Source organism: Enterobacter sp. C3_dUdeg (genome assembly GCF_057536195.1).
The window spans coordinates 1,024,035-1,046,758 of sequence record NZ_BAAKFX010000001.1 but is presented as its reverse complement, the minus strand read 5'-3'; the positions used below and the strand labels follow the sequence as shown (position 1 = coordinate 1,046,758).

At 61.5% G+C, this 22,724-nt stretch carries 4 protein-coding genes; 3 read left to right on the top strand and 1 reads right to left on the bottom strand.

What is annotated here, in order from left to right; all coding sequences use genetic code 11:
• Positions 1–21 precede the first annotated feature (21 nt).
• From AC27FC_RS04815 to AC27FC_RS04805, 3 genes are all read left to right on the top strand, one after another.
• Positions 22–18,027 carry an Ig-like domain-containing protein gene (locus AC27FC_RS04815; protein WP_290100237.1) on the top strand — a complete coding sequence of 6,002 codons (18,006 nt, stop codon included), beginning with the start codon at positions 22–24 and terminating at the stop codon, positions 18,025–18,027.
• Positions 18,028–18,203: 176 nt separating this feature from the next.
• On the top strand, positions 18,204–20,384 hold the full coding sequence (locus AC27FC_RS04810) for a type I secretion system permease/ATPase (RefSeq protein WP_196354416.1): 2,181 nt from the start codon (positions 18,204–18,206) through the stop codon (positions 20,382–20,384).
• The gene (locus AC27FC_RS04805; RefSeq protein ID WP_048978818.1) at positions 20,381–21,556 is read left to right on the top strand and encodes an HlyD family type I secretion periplasmic adaptor subunit; all 1,176 of its coding nucleotides are present in this window, start codon (positions 20,381–20,383) and stop codon (positions 21,554–21,556) included. The genes AC27FC_RS04810 and AC27FC_RS04805 overlap by 4 nt, the downstream gene beginning before the upstream one ends.
• Positions 21,557–21,591: 35 nt before the next feature.
• Here AC27FC_RS04805 and AC27FC_RS04800 read toward each other — a convergent pair whose 3' ends face one another.
• The gene (locus AC27FC_RS04800; protein WP_033145482.1) at positions 21,592–22,476 is read right to left on the bottom strand and encodes a helix-turn-helix domain-containing protein; all 885 of its coding nucleotides are present in this window, start codon (positions 22,474–22,476) and stop codon (positions 21,592–21,594) included.
• Positions 22,477–22,724: the final 248 nt, after the last annotated feature.

The window sequence follows — 22,724 nt, the reverse complement described above, 5'->3', positions numbered from 1 at the left end:
TACACCTGCAAGGAGAAGAATATGAGTAACATGAAAGTTGTTGATGTCATCATTCGCAAAACGGCGGAGAAAACGAAATTAACCGGCGAAGGAAATCTGTCGGTCTCTATTTCATCGCCGAGCGTGATTGAAATCCAGGGCTCTGCTCAGGATGTGGCGCGTTATGTCCGCCAGGGTAAAGATCTCCTCATTTATATGAAAGATGGCAGCGTTATTCGCTGCAATAACTATTTTGTCGAAGATCCAGAAACGCATAATCAGTCAGAGCTGGTGTTCAACGACCGTCAGGAACTGACGCATATTTCTTTTGCCGATGCCGGGGAAGCGTCAGGCGTTGCGGTGACCGAGTTAACCGCGCAGGCCACACCGATTAGCAGCATTCAACCTTTCCTCGAGCAGGAAAGTGTTTTAAGCGACGCGCCGTGGGGCTGGATTGCGGGGGCTGCGTTAGGCGGCGGTGCCATCGGGGCACTGCTGGCAAACGGCGGTGACGGCGAAACTAAAACAAAAGTCATTGATAATACAAAAGAAGTTGAAAGCGCCACGCCGACCTTCTTGCTGTCGGATAAAGCGGGTGACAAGCAGGGCGTGCTGAGCGCAAACGAGATCACGGACGACAGCAACCCAACCTTTAGCGGCACCGGTCAGCCGGGCGCGACCATCCAGATCAAAGACAGCAGCGGCAGCACCATTGCCAGCGCCATGGTCGGTAAAGACGGCACCTGGACGGTAATATTACCGACCCAGACGGACGGGGAGCACACCTGGTCAGTCGTGCAGATCGACGGCAGTAAAACCACCTCTGCGGGCAGTATCACCGTGACGGTCTCTACCGCCGACGCCGCCATTACGCTGGCCACCACGGCGGGCGATAACGTGCTGAACGCCAGCGAGCAATCCGCGGGCTTTACGCTTTCCGGTGCCAGCAAAAACCTGGCGCAGGGTACCGCACTCACCGTGACGCTGAACGGCAAAACCTACGCGGCTGAAGTCGGGGCAGACGGCGCGTGGAGTGTTAACGTGCCTGCGGCAGACGCGCAGGCGCTGGGCGACGGTACCTGGACGGTCAACGTGAGCGGTAAAGACGCGGCGGGTAACACCGTCAGCGGAAGCCAGACGATTGGGGTGGATACCACCGCGCCAACCCTCTCTGTCGATACCCTCGCGCAGGACAACATCATTAATGCGGCTGAGCACAGCCAGCCGCTGACCCTGACCGGTAAAACGAATGCGGAAGCCGGTCAGATCGTCACGGTCACGCTGAACGGTAAAAACTATAACGCCACGGTGGGCAGCGACGGCACCTGGTCCGTCACGCTTGATGTGAACGACGTGCAGGCGCTGAGTGAGGGTAATCACACCCTGACGGTTAACGTTAGCGACAAAGCGGGCAACGGCTCGTCCGTGACGGCAGATTTCACGGTGGATACCGCCGCGCCGATCGTCACCATCCATACCGTGGCGGGCGACGATATCCTCAATATCAGCGAGCAGGGCCAGGCGCACATTATTTCCGGCCTGGCGAGCGGTGCCGCCGCGGGCGATGTGGTCACCGTGACGCTTGGCGGCCAGACCTTCACCGGCGTGGTGCTGGCGGACGGCAGCTGGAGCGTGGGCGTTCCGGCGTCCGTGCTGGGCGCGCTGGGTGAAGGCAACCACACGCTTTCGGTTTCCGTCACTGACGCGGCAGGCAACACCGGCAGCGCCACGCACGGCATTACGCTGAGCGGACACCCGCCGGAATTTACGATTGACGCCATCAGCCAGGATAACGTCCTTAATGCCCAGGAGGCGATGCAGTCGCTGAGCCTGACCGGCACCAGCAACCTGCCGGACGGCTCCACCGTCACCGTGACGCTGAACAACGTCAGCTATCAGGCCACCGTCGAAAACGGTATCTGGGCTGTCCAGGTGCCGGTTTCCGACGTCCTGAATCTGGCGAACACGCTTTATACCGTCAGCGTCAGCGGGACCGACAGCGTGGGTAACAGCGGTTCTGCCGAAGCGAATCTGCTGGTGGATACCGTTCTTCCGCAGGTCATTATCAATACGTTTGCGGGCGACAACCTGGTCAATAACGCCGAAGCGGGCGTCGATCAAACCCTCAGCGGTCGCGTTACCGGCGCGGCGGCGGGCGATACCGTCTCCATCACCGCAGGCGGCAAGAGCTACACCGCAACGGTTGGCAGCGACCTGACCTGGAGCGTGAAAATCCCGTCAGCGGATCTTCAGGCGTTCGGCGACGGGGATTTGACCTTCACCGCGTCCGTCACCAACGGGCACGGCAATACCGGCACCGGCGAGCGTGATATCAACATCAACGCGGAGCTGCCGGGTCTGCGCGTGAACACCATTTCCGGCGATGACGTGATCAACGCCATCGAACAGCAGCAGGATCTGAGCGTCACCGGCTCCAGCACTCATCTGGCCGCGGGCACGCAGATTGTCGTCACCATCAACAATGTGGAGTACGTCACCGCAGTTAACGCCAGCGGCAGCTGGCAGATCGGCGTTCCGGCGGCGGACCTGCAGGCCTGGACGGCGGGCGGCATGACGGTTAGCGTCAGCGCGGTAGATGCCTGGGGCAATCCCGTTGCGGCTGAACACCCAATTGAACTCGATCTGAACGCCGTGGCGGTCACCATTGATACCGTCTCCGGCGATGACCTGCTGAATGCGGCAGAAAAAGGCAGTGATTTAACCCTTTCCGGCCAGACGCAGGGCGTGGAGGCGGGGCAGACCGTGGTGGTGAAATTCGCCGACCAGACCTTCACCGCGCTGGTGCAGCAGGATGGCTCCTGGAGCCTGACCGTACCCGCCAGCGCCATGGAAACCCTGATCGACGGGCGCGCGCAGGTGAGCGTCAGCGTCACTAACGTCAGCGGCAACAGCGCCGACGCCGCGCGTGTGGTCACGGTGGATACGCAGCCACCGGCGATTACGCTCGATAACCTGACCGCCGACAACATCATCAATGCCGCTGAAGCGCAGCAGGATTTACTGTTAAGCGGCAGCAGCAGTGCGGAACCGGGCCAGACGGTCACCGTGACGCTGAACGGCAAAACGTATCAGACCACGGTCCAGACGGACGGTACCTGGCAGCTGAGCGTCCCGGCGGCAGATGTGGGTGCCCTGACGGACGGCATTGTGACCGTGACGGCCACCGTCAGCGACGTGGCGGGCAACGCCAGCAGCGCCGAGCGCGTGGGTCTGGTGGACGCCACCGTACCGCAGGTGACCATTAACGACTTTGTCACCGACACCAACACCGTTAACCAGCTCGCCCATTCACAGGCGCAGATCCTGAGCGGCTCCGTCACCGGTGCGGCAGCGGGCGACCTGGTCACCATCACCATTAACAGCGTTGATTACACCACCGTGGTGGATGCGGCGGGGAACTGGAGCCTTGGCCTGCCGGCGTCCGTCGTGCAGGGGCTGACTGACGGCACCTGGACCATCGACGTCTCCGTGACCGACCGATCCGGCAACACCGGAAGCAGTTCGCTGGATGTGGTGGTGAATACCGTGACGCCTGTCCTCGCTATCAACACGCTGGCGGCGGACGACGTGATCAACGCGACCGAGAAGGGCGAAGATCTGCTGCTCTCCGGCACCAGCAACCAGCCGGAAGGCACGACCATTACGGTGACCCTGAACGGGATTCAGTACACCGCCACCGCTGACGCCAGCGGAAACTGGAGCGTGACCGTACCGGCCTCGGCCGTAAGCGCGCTGGGAGAAGCCCATTACACCGTGACGGCGAGCGTCACGGATAGCGCAGGCAATAGCGCCTCAACCTCGCATGATGTGCTGGTGGACAGCTCGCTGCCGGTAGTAACGATCGACACCCTGGCGGGCGACAATATCGTTAACGCAGCGGAAGTGGCGGCAGGGCAAACCCTGACCGGTAAGGTGACGAACGCATCTTCAGGTGACACTGTCACTATTATCCTTGGCGGCCAGACGTACACGGCTACCGTGCAGGACGATCTGACCTGGAGCCTGCCGTTAAGCGAGAGCCAGTTAACCGCGCTCGGCAACGGCGACCTCACCGTATCCGCCAGCGTGACCAACGCGCACGGCAATACCGGCTCTTCTTCTCACGACTTCACCATCGACGCCCAGCTCCCGGGACTGCGTATTGATACCGTGGCGGGTGACGACGTAATTAACGTGATTGAACACGCTCAGAACCTGATTGTGTCCGGTACCAGCACCGATCTGGCGGCGGGCAGCACCGTGACCGTGACCATCAACGGCAAAACCTATTCGGCAACGGTACTGGCGGACGGCACCTGGCAGGCGGCGGTACCGGCGGCCGATGTCTCCCAGTGGGCGGACGGTTCGCTGGATATCAAGGCAAGCGCGCAGGATGCTTCCGGCAACCCGGTGACTATCGGCACCGTCGTGGACGTCGATCTCGCGCCTGTCGCCATCACCATCAGCAGCGTGACCGACGATAACGTGCTCAACGCGGCGGAAAAAGGCCAGGACCTGCTGCTTTCCGGCACGACTTCCAACGTGGAAGCGGGTCAGACCGTAACCATCACCTTTGCGGGTAAAACCTATACCACGACGGTGGATGCTAACGGCGACTGGACCTGGACCGTTCCGGCAGCCGATTTGAGCGGCCTGAAAGACGGTGACGCCAGCGTGCAGGTAACCGTCACCAGCGTGAACGGCAACGCGGCGTCTTCGGCGCAGGAATTCAGCGTCGACACTACCGCGCCGACGGTGACCATCAACACCATCAGCCATGACAATATGCTGAACGCGGCAGAGGCGGCGCAGGATCTGACCCTGAGCGGCACCTCTACTGCCGAAGCAGGCCAGACGGTCACCGTGACCTTCAACGGCAATCAGTACACCGCGCAGGTGCAGGCGGACGGCAGCTGGACGCTCGACGTTCCGGCGGCGGATATGGCAGGCATCGCCGACGGCAGCGCGGCGGTGACGGCGATCGTGTCCGACAAAGCAGGCAACCCCGCCAGCGCGGGCTCCGCGGTGCTGGTCGACACCACTGTACCGCAGATTTCGTTCAACATCGTCGCGGGCGACGACGTAGTGAATATTGCCGAGCACGGCCAGGCGCTGATTGTCTCCGGTAAGGTCACGGGCGCGCAGGCGGGTGACGTGATTACCGTGACCCTGAACGGCAAAGACTACACCGCCATGCTGGACGCGTCAGGCAGCTGGAGCGTGGGCGTTCCGGCTGCGGACGTGGGCGCGCTGATTAACGGCGAACAGACCATCTCCGCGACACTTACCGATAAAGCCGGTAACAGCACCACCGCGACGCACGAGTTTGACGTTTCCCTGACCGCGCCGGTGGTTGCCATCAATACCCTGGCGGCTGACGACGTGATCAACGCGACCGAGAAAGGCCAGGATCTGCTGGTGTCCGGCACCAGCAACCAGCCGGACGGAACCACCATTACGGTGACCCTGAACGGTATCAGCTATACGGCCACCACCGACGCCAGCGGGAACTGGAGCATCACCGTTCCGGCGGCAAACGTCTCCGCGCTGGGCGAAGCAAGCTACGTCGTGACGGCGAGCGTAACCGACGCGGCGGGCAACAGCGCAAGCACCGGCCACAGCGTGCTGGTTGACAGCGCGCTGCCGCAGGTCACCATCAACCCTGTCGCCACGGACGATGTCATTAACGCAGCGGAAGTGGCTGCCGGGCAGACCCTGAGCGGCAAAGTGAGCGGCGCGGCGAGCGGTGACACTGTCACGATTTCAATCGGCGGCAATACCTGGACCGCGATGGTTCAGGACGATCTGAGCTGGTCGGTCAACGTGCCGTCCACGGTCTTAACCGCCATCGGGAACGGCGATCTGACCGTGTCAGCCAGCGTCACCAACGGCCACGGCAACAGCGGAACCGGCGAGCGCGAAATCGTTATTGACGCTAACCTGCCTGGCCTGCGGGTCGGCACCGTGGCGGGCGACGATGTCATCAACAGCATTGAGCACGCTCAGAACCTGATTATCACCGGCTCCAGCGAAGGCCTGGCAACGGGCGCGGCGTTAACGGTGACCGTCAACGGCAAAACCTACGCCGCAACCGTGCTTGCAGACGGCACCTGGACGGCGGCCATTCCGGCAGCTGACGTCAGCGCGCTGAATGCGGGCACGATTGCCGTGACCGTGGAAGGCCAGAGCGCGGCGGGCAATCCGGTTTCCATCAGCCACGACGTGAAGGTGGATCTGGCGGCAGTCGCCATCAGCATTGACCCGATTGCCTCGGACGACGTAATCAACGCGGCCGAGAAAGGCGCGGACCTGGTGCTGTCCGGCTCGACCTCCAACGTGGAAGAAAACCAGACCGTCACCATCACCTTCGGCGGCAAGTCGTACACCGCGACGGTCGATGCCAGCGGCAACTGGACGGCGACCGTACCGTCCGCCGATTTGGGCAGCCTGAAAGACGGCGATGCCAGCGTGCAGGTGAGCGTCACCAACGTGAACGGCAACAGCGCGTCGGCGGGCCGCGAGTACAGCGTGGACGCCACCGCGCCGACGGTATCTATCGAGATCGTCAGCGACAACAACATCATCAACGCCGCCGAAGCGCAGCAGGATCTGGTCGTTAACGGCGTAACCAACGCCGAAGCGGGCCAGACCGTCACCGTGACGCTGAACGGCGTGGACTACACCACCACCGTGCAGGCAAACGGCAGCTGGAGCGTGACCGTGCCGTCCGCGGATCTGAGCGGCATTACCGACGGCAACTACACCATCAGCGCCGCCGTGTCTGATAAGGCGGGCAACCCGGCCTCAGCGGATCGCGACGTGCTGGTAGATACCACCGTCCCGCAGCTGACCATCCACACCGTTTCCGACGACGACGTGATCAACAGCGCCGAGCATGCGCAGGCACTGATTGTCACGGGTTCCGTGACCGGTGCGGCGGCCGGTGATGTGGTCACCGTCACGCTCAACGGCAAATCGTACACCGCCACCCTGGATGCCTCAGGCAACTGGAGCGTGGGCGTGCCTGCGGCAGACGTAACCGCCCTGGCCGCCGGGGATCACACTATTACCGCGGCGCTGACCGATAAAGCGGGCAACAGCAACAGCGCCACGCACGGCGTAGAGGTGAACCTGACCGCGCCGGTGCTGACCATTGACACCGTTTCCGGTGACGATGCGATCAACAACGCCGAGAAAACCCAGGATCTGACGATCTCCGGTACGGCTTCCGGCCTGGCGGCAGGCGCGGTGGTGACCGTGATGCTGAACGGCAAAGCGTACAGCGCGCAGGTGGACGATAACGGAAAATGGACGACTACCGTTCCGGCGAACGAGGTCGGTCAGCTGGGCGAGGCGCTTTATACCGTCACCGCCTCAGCAACGGACAGCGTCGGCAACAATACCAGCGCGTCGCACACCGTGAACGTGGAATCCGTTCTGCCGGGCGTGATCGTCAACACCATTGCAGGTGACGACGTCATTAACGCGGCGGAGCTGGCAGCCGGGCAGACCATCAGCGGTAAGGTGGTGAATGCCGAAGCGGGCAACACCGTGACCGTGACCATTGGCGGCAACAGCTACACCGCCACGGTGCAGAGCGATCTCACCTGGTCCGTGAACGTGCCGGAATCAGTGCTGACCGCGCTGGGCAACGGTGATTTGACGGTGTCAGCCAGCGTCACGAACGGTGTGGGCAATAGCGGAACGGGCGAGCGCGAAATCGTGATAGACGCTAACCTGCCGGGCCTGCGCGTGGATACCGTGGCGGGTGACGACGTGATCAACAGCATCGAACACGGGCAGAATCTGATTATCACCGGCTCCAGCGACGGGCTGGCGGCTGGCGCGGCGCTGACCGTGACCGTAAACGGCAAAACCTATCCGGCAACCGTGCTGGCGGACGGCACCTGGAGCGCGGCGATCCCGGCGGCGGACGTGGGTGCGCTGGCCGCAGGCACGGTTACCGTGACCGTTGCGGGCCAGAGCAGCGCCGGTAACCCGGTTTCCATCAGCCACGATGTGACGGTGGATCTGGCGAGCGTTGCCATCAGCATTGATGCCATCGCCACCGATGACGTGATTAACGCGGCCGAGAAGGGCGCGGATCTGGTGCTCTCCGGCACCACCTCGAACGTGGAAGCAAACCAGACCGTTACCATTACCTTTGGCGGCAAGAGCTACACCGCCACGGTGGACGCCGACGGCAAATGGACAGCTACCGTACCGTCTGCGGATCTGGCGGGTCTGAAAGACGGCGACGCCAGCGTGCAGGTGAGCGTCACCAACGTGAACGGCAACAGCGCCTCGGCGGGCCGCGAGTACAGCGTGGATGCGACCGCGCCGTCCGTGACCATTAATACCCTCGCGACAGATGATATTCTGAATGCCGCCGAAGCGAAGAGCGATCTGACCGTATCCGGCACCACCACCGCCGAAGCGGGCCAGACGGTCACCGTATCGCTGAACGGCAAAGACTACACCACAACCGCAGGCGCGGACGGCAGCTGGACGCTGAACGTTCCGGAGGCTGATCTGGCAGGACTCACCGACGGCAGCGTGATCGTCACCGCATCGGTCAGCGATAAAGCGGGTAACCCGGCGTCCGTGGATCACAACCTGGCGGTAGATATCACCGCGCCTGCGGTGACCATCAATACCGTTGCGGGCGACGATGTCATTAACCTCGCAGAACACGGCCAGGCGCAAATCATCAGCGGCACCGCCACCGGCGCGGCAGCGGGCGATAAGGTGACCGTCACCATCGGCGGCCAGACCTACACCACCGTGCTGGACGCGGCGGGGAACTGGAGCGTGGGCGTACCGGCGAGCGTGATTTCCGGCCTTAGCGACGGCACCGTAACCGTAACGGCGTCAGTCACCGACGCGGCGGGCAACACCGGCACCGGCACGCATAACGTGACCGTCGATACCGGTCTGCCATCGGTGGCCTTCAACGCCATCAGCGATGACAACGTACTGAACGCCGTTGAAAAAGGTCAGGATCTGAGCGTCAGCGGCACCAGCGCCAACCTGGCGGAAGGCACCGTGGTGACCGTGACCCTCAACGGCAAAAACTATACGGCCACGACGGCGGCGGACGGCACCTGGAGCCTGACCATCCCGGCAGCGGATCTGGCCGGTCTCGGCCAGGCCAACTATATCCTGAACGCGACCGCCACCAACGGCGTGGGCAACAGCGTCAGCAATACGGCGGCCCTGCTGGTCGATACCGCGCTGCCGACCGTCACCATCAACACCGTGGCGGGCGACAACGTCATCAACGCGGCGGAAGTGGCGGCAGGCCAGACTCTGAGCGGCACCGTGGCGAACGCCGAAGCGGGCAACACGGTAACCGTGACTATCGGCGGCAACAGCTACACCGCAACGGTGCAGAACGACCTCACCTGGTCCGTGAACGTGCCGTCTGACGTGCTGACCGCGCTGGGCAACGGCAGCCTGAGCGTAACGGCGACCGTCACCAACGGCCACGGCAACACCGGCACCGGCGAGCGCGAAATCGCTATCGACGCTAACCTGCCGGGCCTGCGCGTCGGCACCGTCGCGGGTGATGACGTGATCAACACCATCGAACACGCGCAGAACCTGATCGTCACCGGCTCCAGCGACGGGCTGGCGGCAGGCACCGCGCTGACCGTCACCGTCAACGGCAAAGACTATGCGGCCACGGTGCTGGCGGACGGCACCTGGAGCGCGGCGATCCCGTCCACCGACGTGAGCGCGTGGCCGGAAGGCACCGTCAAAATCAGCGTGACCGGCGACAGCTCTGCGGGCAACCCGATTACCATCAGCCACGACGTGACGGTAGATCTGGCGACCGTTGCCATCAGCATCAACGCCATCGCCACCGACGACGTGATTAACGCGGCGGAGAAGGGCGCGGATCTGGTGCTGTCCGGTGCGACCACCAACGTGGACGCCGGGCAGACCGTGACCATCAGCCTGAACGGCAAAATCTACACAACTACCGTGGACGACAGCGGTAACTGGACCTACACCGTACCCTCTGCGGATCTGGCACACCTTAAGGACGGTGATGCCAGCGTGCAGGTGAGCGTCACCAACGTGAACGGCAACAGCGCTTCGGCAGGCCGCGAGTACAGCGTGGATGCAACCGCGCCGTCCGTGACCATTCATACCCTGGCGGCTGACGATATTCTGAATGCCGCAGAAGCGCAGTCCGATTTGACCGTATCCGGCACCACCACCGCCGAAGCAGGCCAGACCGTGACCGTGACGCTGAACGGCAAAGACTACACCACAACCGCAGACGCGGACGGCAGCTGGACGCTGAGCGTTCCGGCGGCGGATCTGGCATCGCTCGGCGACGGCAGCGTCACCGTGACGGCGAGCGTCAGCGACAAGGCGGGCAACCCGGCGTCGGCGGATCGCAATCTGACGGTGGACGTGACCGTGCCTGCGGTGACCATCAACACCGTGGCGGGCGATGACGTCATTAACCTCGCAGAACACAGCCAGGCGCACATCATCAGCGGCACCGCCACCGGCGCGGCAGCGGGCGATAAGGTCACCGTGACCATCGGCGGCCAGACCTACACCACCGTGCTGGACGCGGCGGGGAACTGGAGCGTGGGCGTACCGGCCAGCGTGATTTCCGGCCTCAGCGACGGCACCGTGACCGTCACTGCGTCAGTCACCGACGCGGCGGGCAACACAGGTAGCGGCAGCCATAACGTGACCGTCGATACCGGCCTGCCGTCCGTGGCCTTCAACGCTATCAGCGGCGATAACGTGCTGAACGCCGTTGAAAAAGGTCAGGATCTGAGCGTCAGCGGCACCAGCGCCAACCTGGCGGAAGGCACCGTGGTGACCGTAACCCTCAACGGTAAAAACTACGCGGCCACGACGGCGGCGGACGGCACCTGGAGCCTGACGGTTCCGGCAGCGGATCTGGCGGGATTGGGTGAAGCGAATTACACCCTGAGCGCGACCGCCACCAACGGCGTGGGCAACAGCGTCAGCAATACGGCGGCCCTGCTGGTCGACACCGCGCTGCCGACCGTCACCATCAATACCGTGGCGGGCGATAACGTCATCAACGCGGCGGAAGTGGCCGCGGGCCAGACCATCAGCGGTAAGGTAGCGAACGCGGAAGCGGGCAACACGGTAACCGTGACTATCGGCGGCAACAGCTACACCGCGACGGTGCAGAGCGATCTCACCTGGTCCGTTAACGTGCCGGAATCCGTCCTGACCGCGCTGGGCAACGGCGATTTGACCGTGTCGGCGACCGTCACCAACGGCCACGGCAATACCGGCGCGGGCGAGCGCGAAATCGTGATAGACGCCAGCCTGCCGGGTCTGCGCATTGATACCGTGGCGGGCGACGATGTGATCAACAGCATCGAGCACGAGCAGAACCTGATCGTTACCGGCTCCAGCGACGGGCTGGCGGCAGGCACCACGCTCACCGTGACCGTCAATGGCAAAACCTATGCGGCCTCCGTGCTGGCAGACGGCACCTGGAGCGCGGCGATCCCGGCGGCGGACGTTAGCGCGCTGAATGCTGGCACGGTCACCGTGACCGCAGCAGGCCAGAGCGCGGCGGGCAACCCGGTGACCATCAGTCATGACGTGACCGTCGATCTGTCAGCGGTGGCTATCAGCATCGATGCGATTGCCACCGACGACGTGATTAACGCGGCGGAGAAAGGCGCGGATCTGGTGCTGTCCGGCAGCACCTCGAACGTGGAGGAAAACCAGACCGTTACCATCACCTTCGGCGGCAAGACGTACACCGCGAAAGTCGATGCCGACGGTAACTGGACGGCCACCGTGCCGTCTGCGGATCTCGCGGGCATGAAGGACGGTGATGCCAGCGTGCAGGTGAGCGTCACCAACGCGCACGGCAACAGCGCCTCGGCGGGCCGCGAGTACAGCGTGGACGCCACCGCGCCAACCGTGACCATCGATACGGTCGCAGGCGATAACGTGATTAACGCCAGCGAAGCGTCTGCGGGCGTGGCCATTTCCGGCACCACCACGGCGGAAGTCGGTCAGACGATCACCGTGACGCTGGGCGGTAAGAGCTATACCGCGCAGGTGCAGCAGGGCGGCATCTGGAGCGTGAACGTGCCGGGCTCCGACCTGTCCGCACTGGCGGATAACGGCTACACCGTGCAGGTCAGCGTGAGCGACGCCGCGGGTAACCCGGGCAGCGCGGGCAAAGCGATTACGCTTGATACCACGCCGCCGACCGTCAGCTTTAACGCCGTCGCGGGCGATGACGTCATCAACAGCGTGGAGCACGGGCAGGCGCAGATCGTCAGCGGCACGGCAACCGGCGCGAGCGTCGGCGATAAGCTGGTCATCACCATCGGTTCGAACCAGTACACCACCACCGTTGACGCCAGCGGTAACTGGAGCGTGGGCGTGCCGGCCAGCGTGATTTCCGCGCTGACCGACGGCACCGTGACCCTCAGCGCGACGATTACCGACAGCGCGGGCAACAGCAGCACCCAGACCCACGACGTGGTAGTGAACACGGCCTCCGTGGCGCTGACCATCAATACCCTCAGCGGCGATGACGTCATCAACGCGGCTGAAGCCGGTTCGCCACTGGTGATTAACGGCTCCAGCGCCCAGTTCGCCAGCGGGACGCAGGTCACCGTGACGCTGAACGGCAAGAGCTATACGGCCACCATCCAGAGCGACGGCAGCTGGACGACCACCGTACCGGCCGCCGACGTGGGCGCCCTGGCCGATGGCGCGAGCTACCAGGTGTCCGTCTCGGCACAGGACAGCGCGGGCAACAGCGCGTCGGCGACCCACGGCATCAGCGTGGATACCACCGCGCCGGTCGTGAGCATTGCGACGCTGTCGGGTGACGACATGCTGAACGCGCTTGAAGCGCAGCAGCCGCTGACCGTGCACGGATCTTCCAGCGCGGAGGCGGGCCAGACCGTCACCGTGACGCTGGGCGGCAAAACCTACACTGCCACCGTCGCGAACGACGGGACGTGGACGCTGGATGTTCCTGCAGCCGATCTGGCCGCGCTGAGCCAGGGCGCGCTGACGGTGACCGCCTCGGTCGACGATAAAGCGGGTAATAACGGCCAGACCACGCACACCTTAACGGTCGATACCGTCGCGCCAACCGTGACCATCAGCACCGTGGCCGATGACGATATCGTCAACAACGCGGAGCAGCTGGCGGGCCAGACCATCAGCGGCACCACCACGGCGGAACAGGGCCAGACGGTGACCGTCTCCTTCAACGGGCACAGCTATCAGGCGACCGTCGGGGCGGACGGTTCGTGGTCGGTCTTCGTGCCGGGCCGTGATTTCCTCGGCCTGAGCGACGGGGATTACACCATTACCGCTTCGGTAAGCGACAGGGCGGGCAACCCGGGCAGCGCGACGCACGACGTGACGCTGAACGGCGATGTCCCAACCATCACCATCAACACCTTTGCGCAGGACGATATCGTCAACGCCGCCGAGCACGGCACGCCGCTGGTCGTCAGCGGCACCACCGACGCCCCGGCGGGCCAGACGGTGACCATCACGCTGAACGGTAAAACCTACACGGCGACCGTCCAGAATGACGGCAGCTGGAGCTATACGGTGGGCAGCGCAGACGTGACCGCGCTGGCGGACGGCGGTTCGTACGTCATTAACGCGCAGGTCAGCAACACCATCGGCAACAGCGGCAGCGATAACCACACCGTCACCGTGGATCTCACCGCGCCGTCGATGGGCATCAGCATTGATTCGCTGCAAAACGACACCGGCCTGAGCGCGAGTGATTTCATCACCAACGACGCTCAGGTGGTGGTCAACGGCTCGCTGACCGCGCAGCTCGGCAATAACGAGAAGGCGCAGATCAGCCTCGACGGCGGCACCACCTGGATTGACCTGACCGTGACCGGCACCACCTGGCGCTACACCGATGGCCGCACCCTGACGGACGGTACGTATCAGTACCAGGTGCGCGTTATCGACAACGCGGGCAACGTGGGGGCGACGGACAGCCAGGACGTGGTTATCGATCAGACGAAGCCTGCGGCGACGACCATTACTGTGGATTCCATCACCCAGGATACGGGTCTGTCCGGCAGCGACTTTATCACCAGCGACAGCCAGATCAGCCTGAAAGGGACGCTCGGCGCGGCGCTGGGCAGCGGCGACCACGCGCAGATCAGCCTCGACGGCGGCGTTACCTGGACAGACGTCAGCGTCAGCGGCCTGAGCTGGACCTATGTCGATGGCCGCACGCTGGCCGACGGGGATTACAACTACCAGCTGCGCGTGATTGACGACGCGGGCAATATCAGCGCCACCGCCAGCCAGGTGGTGACAATTGATACGGTTGCGCCGGACGCCAGCAAAACCATCGCCATCGACAGCATCAGCGACGATACCGGCCTGAGCAGCAGCGACTTTATCACCAACGATACGTCCCTGACGCTGCACGGCTCGCTCGGCGCGACGCTGGCCGACGGCGAATATGCCCAGATCAGCATCGACGGCGGCGTCACCTGGCAGAACGTGATTGTCACCGGCAACAGCTGGTACTACGTCGATAGCCGCACGCTGGGTAACCAGACCTATGACTACTACGTTCGCGTGGTGGATGCGGCGGGCAACGTGGGGGCCAGCGCCCATCAGCAGGTGACCGTCGATACGGTCGCCCCGGATGCGGCGATTACGGTAACCGTGGATAACATTACCGTGGATACCGGCTTCGACAATAATGACTTCCTGACCAGTTCGACCTCGTACACGCTGCACGGAACGCTCGGCGCAGAGCTTGGCGTGGGTGAATTCGTGCAGGTGAGCATGGACGGCGGCAGCACCTGGGTGTACGCCACCGTCAGCGGTACGCAGTGGAGCTACAGCGACACCCGTACCCTGACCGACGGCAGCCATAACTACCAGGTGCGGGTCGTCGACCAGGCGGGGAATGTCGGGGCAACCACCTCGCAGGCGGTGACGGTGGATACGCAGGCGCCGCAGTACGGCATCACCATCGACAGCATCAGCGAAGATACCGGCCAGTCCGGGAGTGATTTCATCACCATGGACACCACGCTGACCATCAACGGTTCACTGGGCAGCGCGCTGGCAAACGACGAGCGCGTACAGATCAGTCTGGACGGCGGGAACACCTGGTCAGACGCCACGGTCACCAACCAGCGCTGGAGCTACACCGATACCCGCGATCTGGCTGACGGGGACTACACCTACCAGGTGCGGATTATCGACCAGGCGGGCAACGTCGGCTCCACCTCCTCTCAGGTTGTGACGGTGGACACCACGCCGCCAACCACGGTGGGAACCGTAGTGAGCTATACCGACGGCGAAGGCGAGCGTCAGGGGACCTTTGGCAGCGCGGTGGCAACGGACGATAACTCGCCGCTGATCAACGGCACGCTTAACCGCGCCCCGGACGACGGTGAAATTGTGCAGCTCTACCGTGACGGGGTCCTGCTCGGCCAGGTGACCATGAACGGCAGCGCAAGCTGGTCCTTCCAGGACAACGGCCTGAGCGACGGCAACCACACCTACATTGTGCGCGTCACCGATAAGGCCGGTAACTACACGGAATCCGACGGCTTTGTGCTGAACGTTGATACCAGCATCCCGACCACCACGGCGGCGATTACCGCGCAGACCACATCGGACACCACGCCGATTGTCAGCGGTACCGTCTCCGCTGACCTGGTGAACGGTGAATACCTGGTGGTAACGGTGAACGGAAAAACCTACACCTCCCAGACCGGCGGTGCGTTGGTGGTCGATCCGGATCACAACACCTGGTATCTGCAGATCCCGGACGGCGATGCGCTGAGCGTGTCGAGCTACAGCGTGACGGCGCAGGTGAAGAGCAGCGCGGGTAACGGTAATACCACCGGTACGGCGACCGGCAGCCTGGTGATTGATACCACCTCGGTGAATACCGACTGGGCAACCACGGCGGGGAACAGCAACAACTCCACCATGACCCTCGGCATGAACAGCAGCGGTCTGTGGAATATCATTGCTAACGGCCAGTCATACTCCAGCAGCGATAGCTCGACCTATGCCGGAAATGCGCTGACCAACACCCGCGGCTATTACGTGGTGAGCCAGACCGCCGCCGACTTTGACCGTAACGGCACGCAGGATATTTTCGCGACGGAAAATACCTACGCCGGGTCAACGCAGGTGATGTGGACCTACGATGGCAGCACCTATAACGCCAGCCAGCTGGCGATGGGCACCACTATCTGGTACGGCGGCGTGATTGCCTACGATAAAACCGGCGATGGCTATCTGGATCTGGCGTACGGCGATGCCGGCATGGACTCACTGACCTACCTGGTGAACAACAACGGCGTTCTGTCGCCGGACGGCACCGGTGGCGAAGGCGGTTTCTACGGTCAGTTCGATTCCGGGCGTGAAATCTCCGGCGTCGACCTGAACAACGACGGCACGGTGGATATCGTTCAGCACACCAACCGCAGCGGCGCGTACTCGTTAACCGTGATCAACAACAACGGCAACGGCACGCTCTCTATCGGTCAGAACCTGACCAACGTGTTTGTGGCAAACGCCTCGAATACCACCACGGCGGCGTCCATGACGTGGGCGGACTTCAACGGCGATGGCTACATGGATCTGTACCTGGGCAGCAGCTACAACAACAACGGCGGGGTGATCTACTACAACGACGGTACCGGGAAGCTCTCTGCCACCAAGAGCGCGGTGGAAGCCTCTAACGCCACGGCGGGGTATCTGTCGGTGGCGGTGGACTGGAACGGTGACGGGCAGATGGACATCATCAAGCTCAGCACCTACGGCGGCTCGCAGACGGCAACGCTGTTCACCAACAACGGTTACGGTTCCACCTGGACCTCCAGCCAGCTGGCGTCCGGTATTGCCTACGCGACCGGCGTGGCGGCGGTGGACTACAACTGGGACGGCGCGCAGGATCTGCTGGTCTCTCAGCAGAACGGCAAGGTGGTGCTGGTGCAAAACAGCAAAACCATTGCTGACGGCACCGCGATGCACCTGCACATTGTCGACAGCGAGGGCATCAACGCCTACTACGGCAACACGGTCAATCTGTACAACGCCGCGGGCGTGCTGGTGGCCTCGCAGATCATCAACGCCCAGTCCGGTATCGGGTCGAACGATACCTCTGCGCTGGTGAGCTTCTACGGGCTGGATCCGAATGAAACCTATTCGGCCGAGATCCTGAAGATCACCAACGGCGTGTCGGATAACGTCACCTGGAGCGGTCTGGAGGCGGGCAACGGCAAAGAGGGCTACGTCCTGACGGCCGAAGCGGCCACCGGCGGCCACAGCGGGACCATAACCGGGACCGGGTATAACGACACCTTTATCGCAGAGAACGGCACCTATACCTACAACGGCTCCGGCGGCTGGAATACCCATTCCGACTACGACACCTGGAGCAACACCGGCGGGATGGACGTGGTGGATTACCGGAATGCGACCTCCGGCGTGACCGTTGATTTGCGCCTCTCTACCGCGCAGGACACCGGGTTCGGAACGTCACGACTGCTCAACATTGAGGGGATCAACGGCTCGGACTTCGACGACGTCATTACCGGCAACAGCGGTGATAACCAGTTCGAAGGCCGCGGCGGGAACGACACCTTCAACATCGGCAGCGGCGGTCACGATACGTTGCTCTACAAGCTGATCAACGCCTCGGATGCAACGGGCGGTAACGGCCACGATGTGGTGAACGGCTTTACGGTCGGCACCTGGGAAGGGACCGCGGACACGGATCGCATTGATCTGCGCGATCTGCTCTCCGGCAGCGGCTATACCGGCACGGGCTCGGCGAGCTACGTGAACGGCGTCGCCATCCTGGACAGCAGCGCGGGCAATATCAGCGATTACATCCGCGTGGTGCAGAACGGCAGCAATACCGAGATCCAGGTTGACCTGGACGGCACGGGAGGTCAGTTCTCGCCAACCACGCTGGTGACCCTGAACGGCGTGCAGACGGATCTGGCGACGCTGCTGGCGAACCATCAGCTGTTAATTGCGTAAACCAACGCCGCGGGGAGCGATCCCCGCGGCCTTTTGCGTTTCTTTACATGAATAGCGATAACCCTATATTTCACATGATTATTTTGCGGGCTCGTTTAGAAAGTGTTCGATTTTTAATCATTCCGTAAGGGTATCATTTCAGTGCGAAATTACCGCTCTGGACAGGACGTAGCATTATGAAGACACATCCACAGTACGAACCCTGGCTGCAGGGCATGCTCATCATCGCGAGGCACTACCGGCTGGATTTCTCAGCGGAGCATGTTCGGGTCACGATTAACCATGAAAGCCAGTCTCCGCGCCAGCTGGTGCTGGAGGAGATGGCGCGCCAGCTTGGGCTGGGGATGCGTATGGTGGCGGCTGAAGCGGTATCCCTCGATCCGTGGCGCCTGCCGCTGCTGGCGGAATTCACCGGCGGACAGATTGCGGTCATTAACCGCATGGACAGCGAAGGCAACGTCAGCCTGCAGTTTAGCGGCGACGCGGGGCTGGAGACGACGCTGACGCGTGATGAGCTCGGGGCGCGGTTAAAAGGGCTGATGGTGTTGCGCCCGCTTGAATCCACGCCGGATGCCCGCGTGGACGACTACATCAAACCCTATGAGAAAAACTGGTTCTGGCAGCTGGCGCTGAAGGACTGGCGACGCTACAGCGACATTATGCTGGTGGCGCTGGTCGCCAACGTGCTGGCGCTCTCCGGCATGGTCTTCTCCATGCAGGTGTACGACAGGGTGGTACCGTCGCAGTCGGAAGCCACGCTGTGGGTCCTGTTTGGCGGCGTGATGATCGCCATCGTGTTCGAATTCATCATGCGCATGCTGCGCGTGCATATTTCTGACGTGGTGGGGAAGCGCGCCGACCTGCGTATCTCTGAACGCGTGTTTGCCCACGCGCTGCGGATTAAAAACGGCGCGCGCTCCAAATCAACCGGATCCTTTATCGCCCAGATCCGCGAGCTGGAGTCGGTGCGCGAGCTCATTACCTCGACCACCATTGCGGCGATTTCCGATCTGCCGTTCTTCCTGCTGTTCGTCTTTATTCTGTGGATGATTGGCGGCCCGCTGGTGCTGGTGGTCCTGCTCGCCGTGCCGCTGCTGCTCATCCCCGGCCTGCTGGTGCAGCGCCCGCTGGGGAAACTCTCCAGCGAAGGGATGCGTGAATCCGCCATCCGTAACGCCACGCTGGTGGAAGCGGTGCAGGGCATTGAAGACATCAAGCTGATGCGCGCCGAGCAGCGTTTCCAGAACCAGTGGAATAATACCAACGACGTTGCCGCCAGCGTCGGCATGAAGCAGCGCTGGCTGACGGGCCTGCTGCTCACCTGGACTCAGGAAGTGCAGTCCATCGTCTACGCGGTGGTGCTGCTGGTGGGCTGTTACCTGGTCATCAGCGGCGACATGACTACCGGTGCGCTGGTGGGAACCTCGATTCTGGCGTCGCGCACCATCGCGCCGCTGTCGCAGATCTCAGGCGTGCTTTCGCGCTGGCAGTCGGCAAAGGTGGCCCGCAAGGGGCTGGACGACCTGATGCAGCGCCCGATTGACGATCCGCAGCACGGCAAGAAGGTGCACAAAGCCCACCTGCGCGGCGACTATGCGCTTGAGGACGTCGGGTTTTATTACGACGAGGAAGAAAAACTCACCGTGCTCAACATCAGCAAGCTGCAAATCCGCGCCGGAGAGCGCGTGGCGGTGCTCGGGCGCAACGGCTCCGGTAAAAGCACGCTGCTGCAGCTGCTGGCGGGCATGCAGGAGCCGCAGCAGGGCAGCATCCTGCTCGACGATATTGCCCTCAATCATCTGGACCCGGCCGACGTGCGCCGCGACATGCAGCTGCTCAGCCAGCAGGCCCGGCTGTTCTTTGGCTCCGTGCGGGACAACATCCTGATGGGGAACCCGTTAGCCACCGACGATGAGATTCATCAGGCGCTGGTTAACAGCGGCGCGCTGGAGTTTGTGCGCAAGCAGAAAATGGGGCTGAACTACATCATCAACGAGGGCGGGGCGGGCCTCTCCGGCGGCCAGCGTCAGGCGCTGCTGCTGGCGCGAGCCCTGATTACCTCGCCGAATATTCTGCTGCTGGACGAGCCTACCGCCTGGCTGGACGAAATGAGCGAGAAGCAGTTTATTCAGCATCTTCACAAATGGCTGGGCAAACGCCGGACGCTGGTCGTGGCGACGCATCGCCTGCCGATTCTGGACCTGGTCGACCGCATTATCGTGCTGGAAAACGGTAAGGTGGTGATGGACGGCCCGCGCGATGCGATCCTGCATCAGCACGGCATGGCGCCGCAGAAAGCCGCGCAGCGCACCGTGACCATGAAGCCAGCGGCGGTTGCAGAGGAGGGCGCGGCATGAATGATTTCTCTCGTTTCAATAGCCGACTGAAGGAGCCACGCCTGCCGCGCTCGTCGCTGGTGGCATGGTCCCTGTTCGCCCTGCTGGCGGTGTTTATCGCCTGGGCAAGCCTGTTCCATCTGGATGAAGTGACGACCGGCAGCGGCAAGGTCATACCGTCTTCGCATGAGCAGGTCATCCAGTCTCTGGAAGGCGGCATCATTCACAGCCTGATGGTGCGCGAAGGCGATATCGTGGAACGCGGGCAGCAGCTCGCGCAGCTTGACCGGACAAAAACCGAGTCGAGCGTGCTGGAGAGCGAGTCTCGCCTGAATGCGGCGCTGGCGACCGCTGCGCGCCTGAAGGCCGAGGTGAACGACACGGAGCTCGCGTTTCCGGACGAGCTGGATGACGACGTTGAGCTGGTCAAACAGGAAACGGCGCTCTACCAGTCCCGTCGTGAAAGCCTCGAAAAAGGGCTGGCCGGGTTGCGTCAGGGCGCCGAGCTGGTGCAGCGCGAGCTGTCGTTAACTCGTCCTCTGGTGACCCAGGGAGCGGCCAGCAAGGTTGAGGTGTTACGTCTTGAGCGTCAAAAAAATGAGCTTGAGAATAAAATCACCGAGATGAAAAACCAGTATTACGTTCGCGCCCGTGAAGAGCTGGCAAAAGCCAATGCGGAGATTGAGGCCCAGCGTTCGGTGATGAAAGGGCGTGAGGACTCCCTGACCCGACTGACCTTCAATGCCCCGGTTCGCGGGATCGTGAAGGATATTGACGTCACGACCGTGGGAGGCGTTATCCCGCCGAACGGCAAGCTAATGAGCCTTGTCCCGCTTGACGATCAGATGGTGGTCGAAGCGAAAATCTCGCCGCGCGATGTGGCGTTTATCCATCCCGGCCAGAAAGCGCTGGTGAAAATTACGGCCTATGACTACTCCATTTACGGCGGGCTGGAAGGGGAAGTGACGATGATTTCGCCGGACACCCTGCAGGATGAGGTGAAAAGGGATGTCTACTACTATCGCGTCTATATCCGTACCGACAGTAACCATCTGACCAATAAGCAGGGTCAGGAATTTCCGGTCTTTCCGGGCATGATTGCCACCGTTGATATTAAAACCGGCAGCAAAACCATTCTGGATTATCTGTTGAAACCTCTGAACAAGGCAAAAGAGGCGCTGCGGGAACGATAGGGGAATGGCGTTCGGAACTCCGAACGCCTGCTGGATTATACGGTTGACGTCACGTTGTGAGCGTGGCGTCGCTCTTTAGGCACAACGTTGATGTAATGCGTAACATACGCAAAATATAAACCGGCATAATTTTCGACAAGGTCGATAAACGCCGGGTATATCGACATCCGACCATCACCACGATCTTTAAGATAACCCGCCTCTTGTGCCGATTTGACAATTCGGTTGACATGGATGCGCGAAACAAAAAATTCCTTTGCGAGCGTGCTGGCTGAATAGTCAATGACCGCACCGTGAGCGGATTTATTTTTCATGGCCTGCAGATAGATATAAAGCATAATCATGCGGCCGCCATCTTTATCAATAAATAACCCCACCTCAGGTAACACCTTTCTGAACGTTAATCCCCGAAAAAGATATTCAGCCGCGCGGCGGAAAAAGTTGTTTCTCAAAATATCATTATCCAGCAGGTTAACATTAATATTAAATGCCGGATAAAGAATGCTGACGGGCAAAAAAGCGCCGGACATATAGCGCTTAAGTTCATTGAGTCCTTTTTCGGTTGGCGCGATTCTCGTTTTGCGTCGGTCATCCGTGCAGCGCCAGGTCCTGATGCGCCCGGTGGTTCTCAGTATCGTAATGATCGCAATCACGCTGTTGGGGCTGGCTATTTTATAGCGAGAGCATAACTCTTTAATCTCTGAAACTGACTCGGCCTGATTTCCAAAAATAAAACAACACATGGAGAGGATAATGTTAAACCGTGATTCCTGCAGCATTGTCTTATAGAACAAAGGTTGTTTTTTGTAGATGGTGTCATTAATTGTGTAGTGCTCTAATATTGCCTCACCGAATCGCGGATTGTTCTTTATAACATCCCTTCGATGTAGCAAGGCCCTGGATGAGATGTGATTATCCATAGCATTTTTCTCGTATTTGAATGAGCCGATAGATGAAGTGTCCACTCTTCTTTTTCGGAATTTTCATTATACCCTGAGAATAAGATATTTGCCGTTGTTATTTGCAAAGAAAAGTATATTTAAACGACGGTGATTAACGCAAAGATGTTCCTGTGAGTTCAGCGGATAACTGTTTCTTACCCTGAGGCTGTACTGTAAAATTAATGTTTATAACAGGTGCGTTAAATTTTACGTATTCACAAATGGAA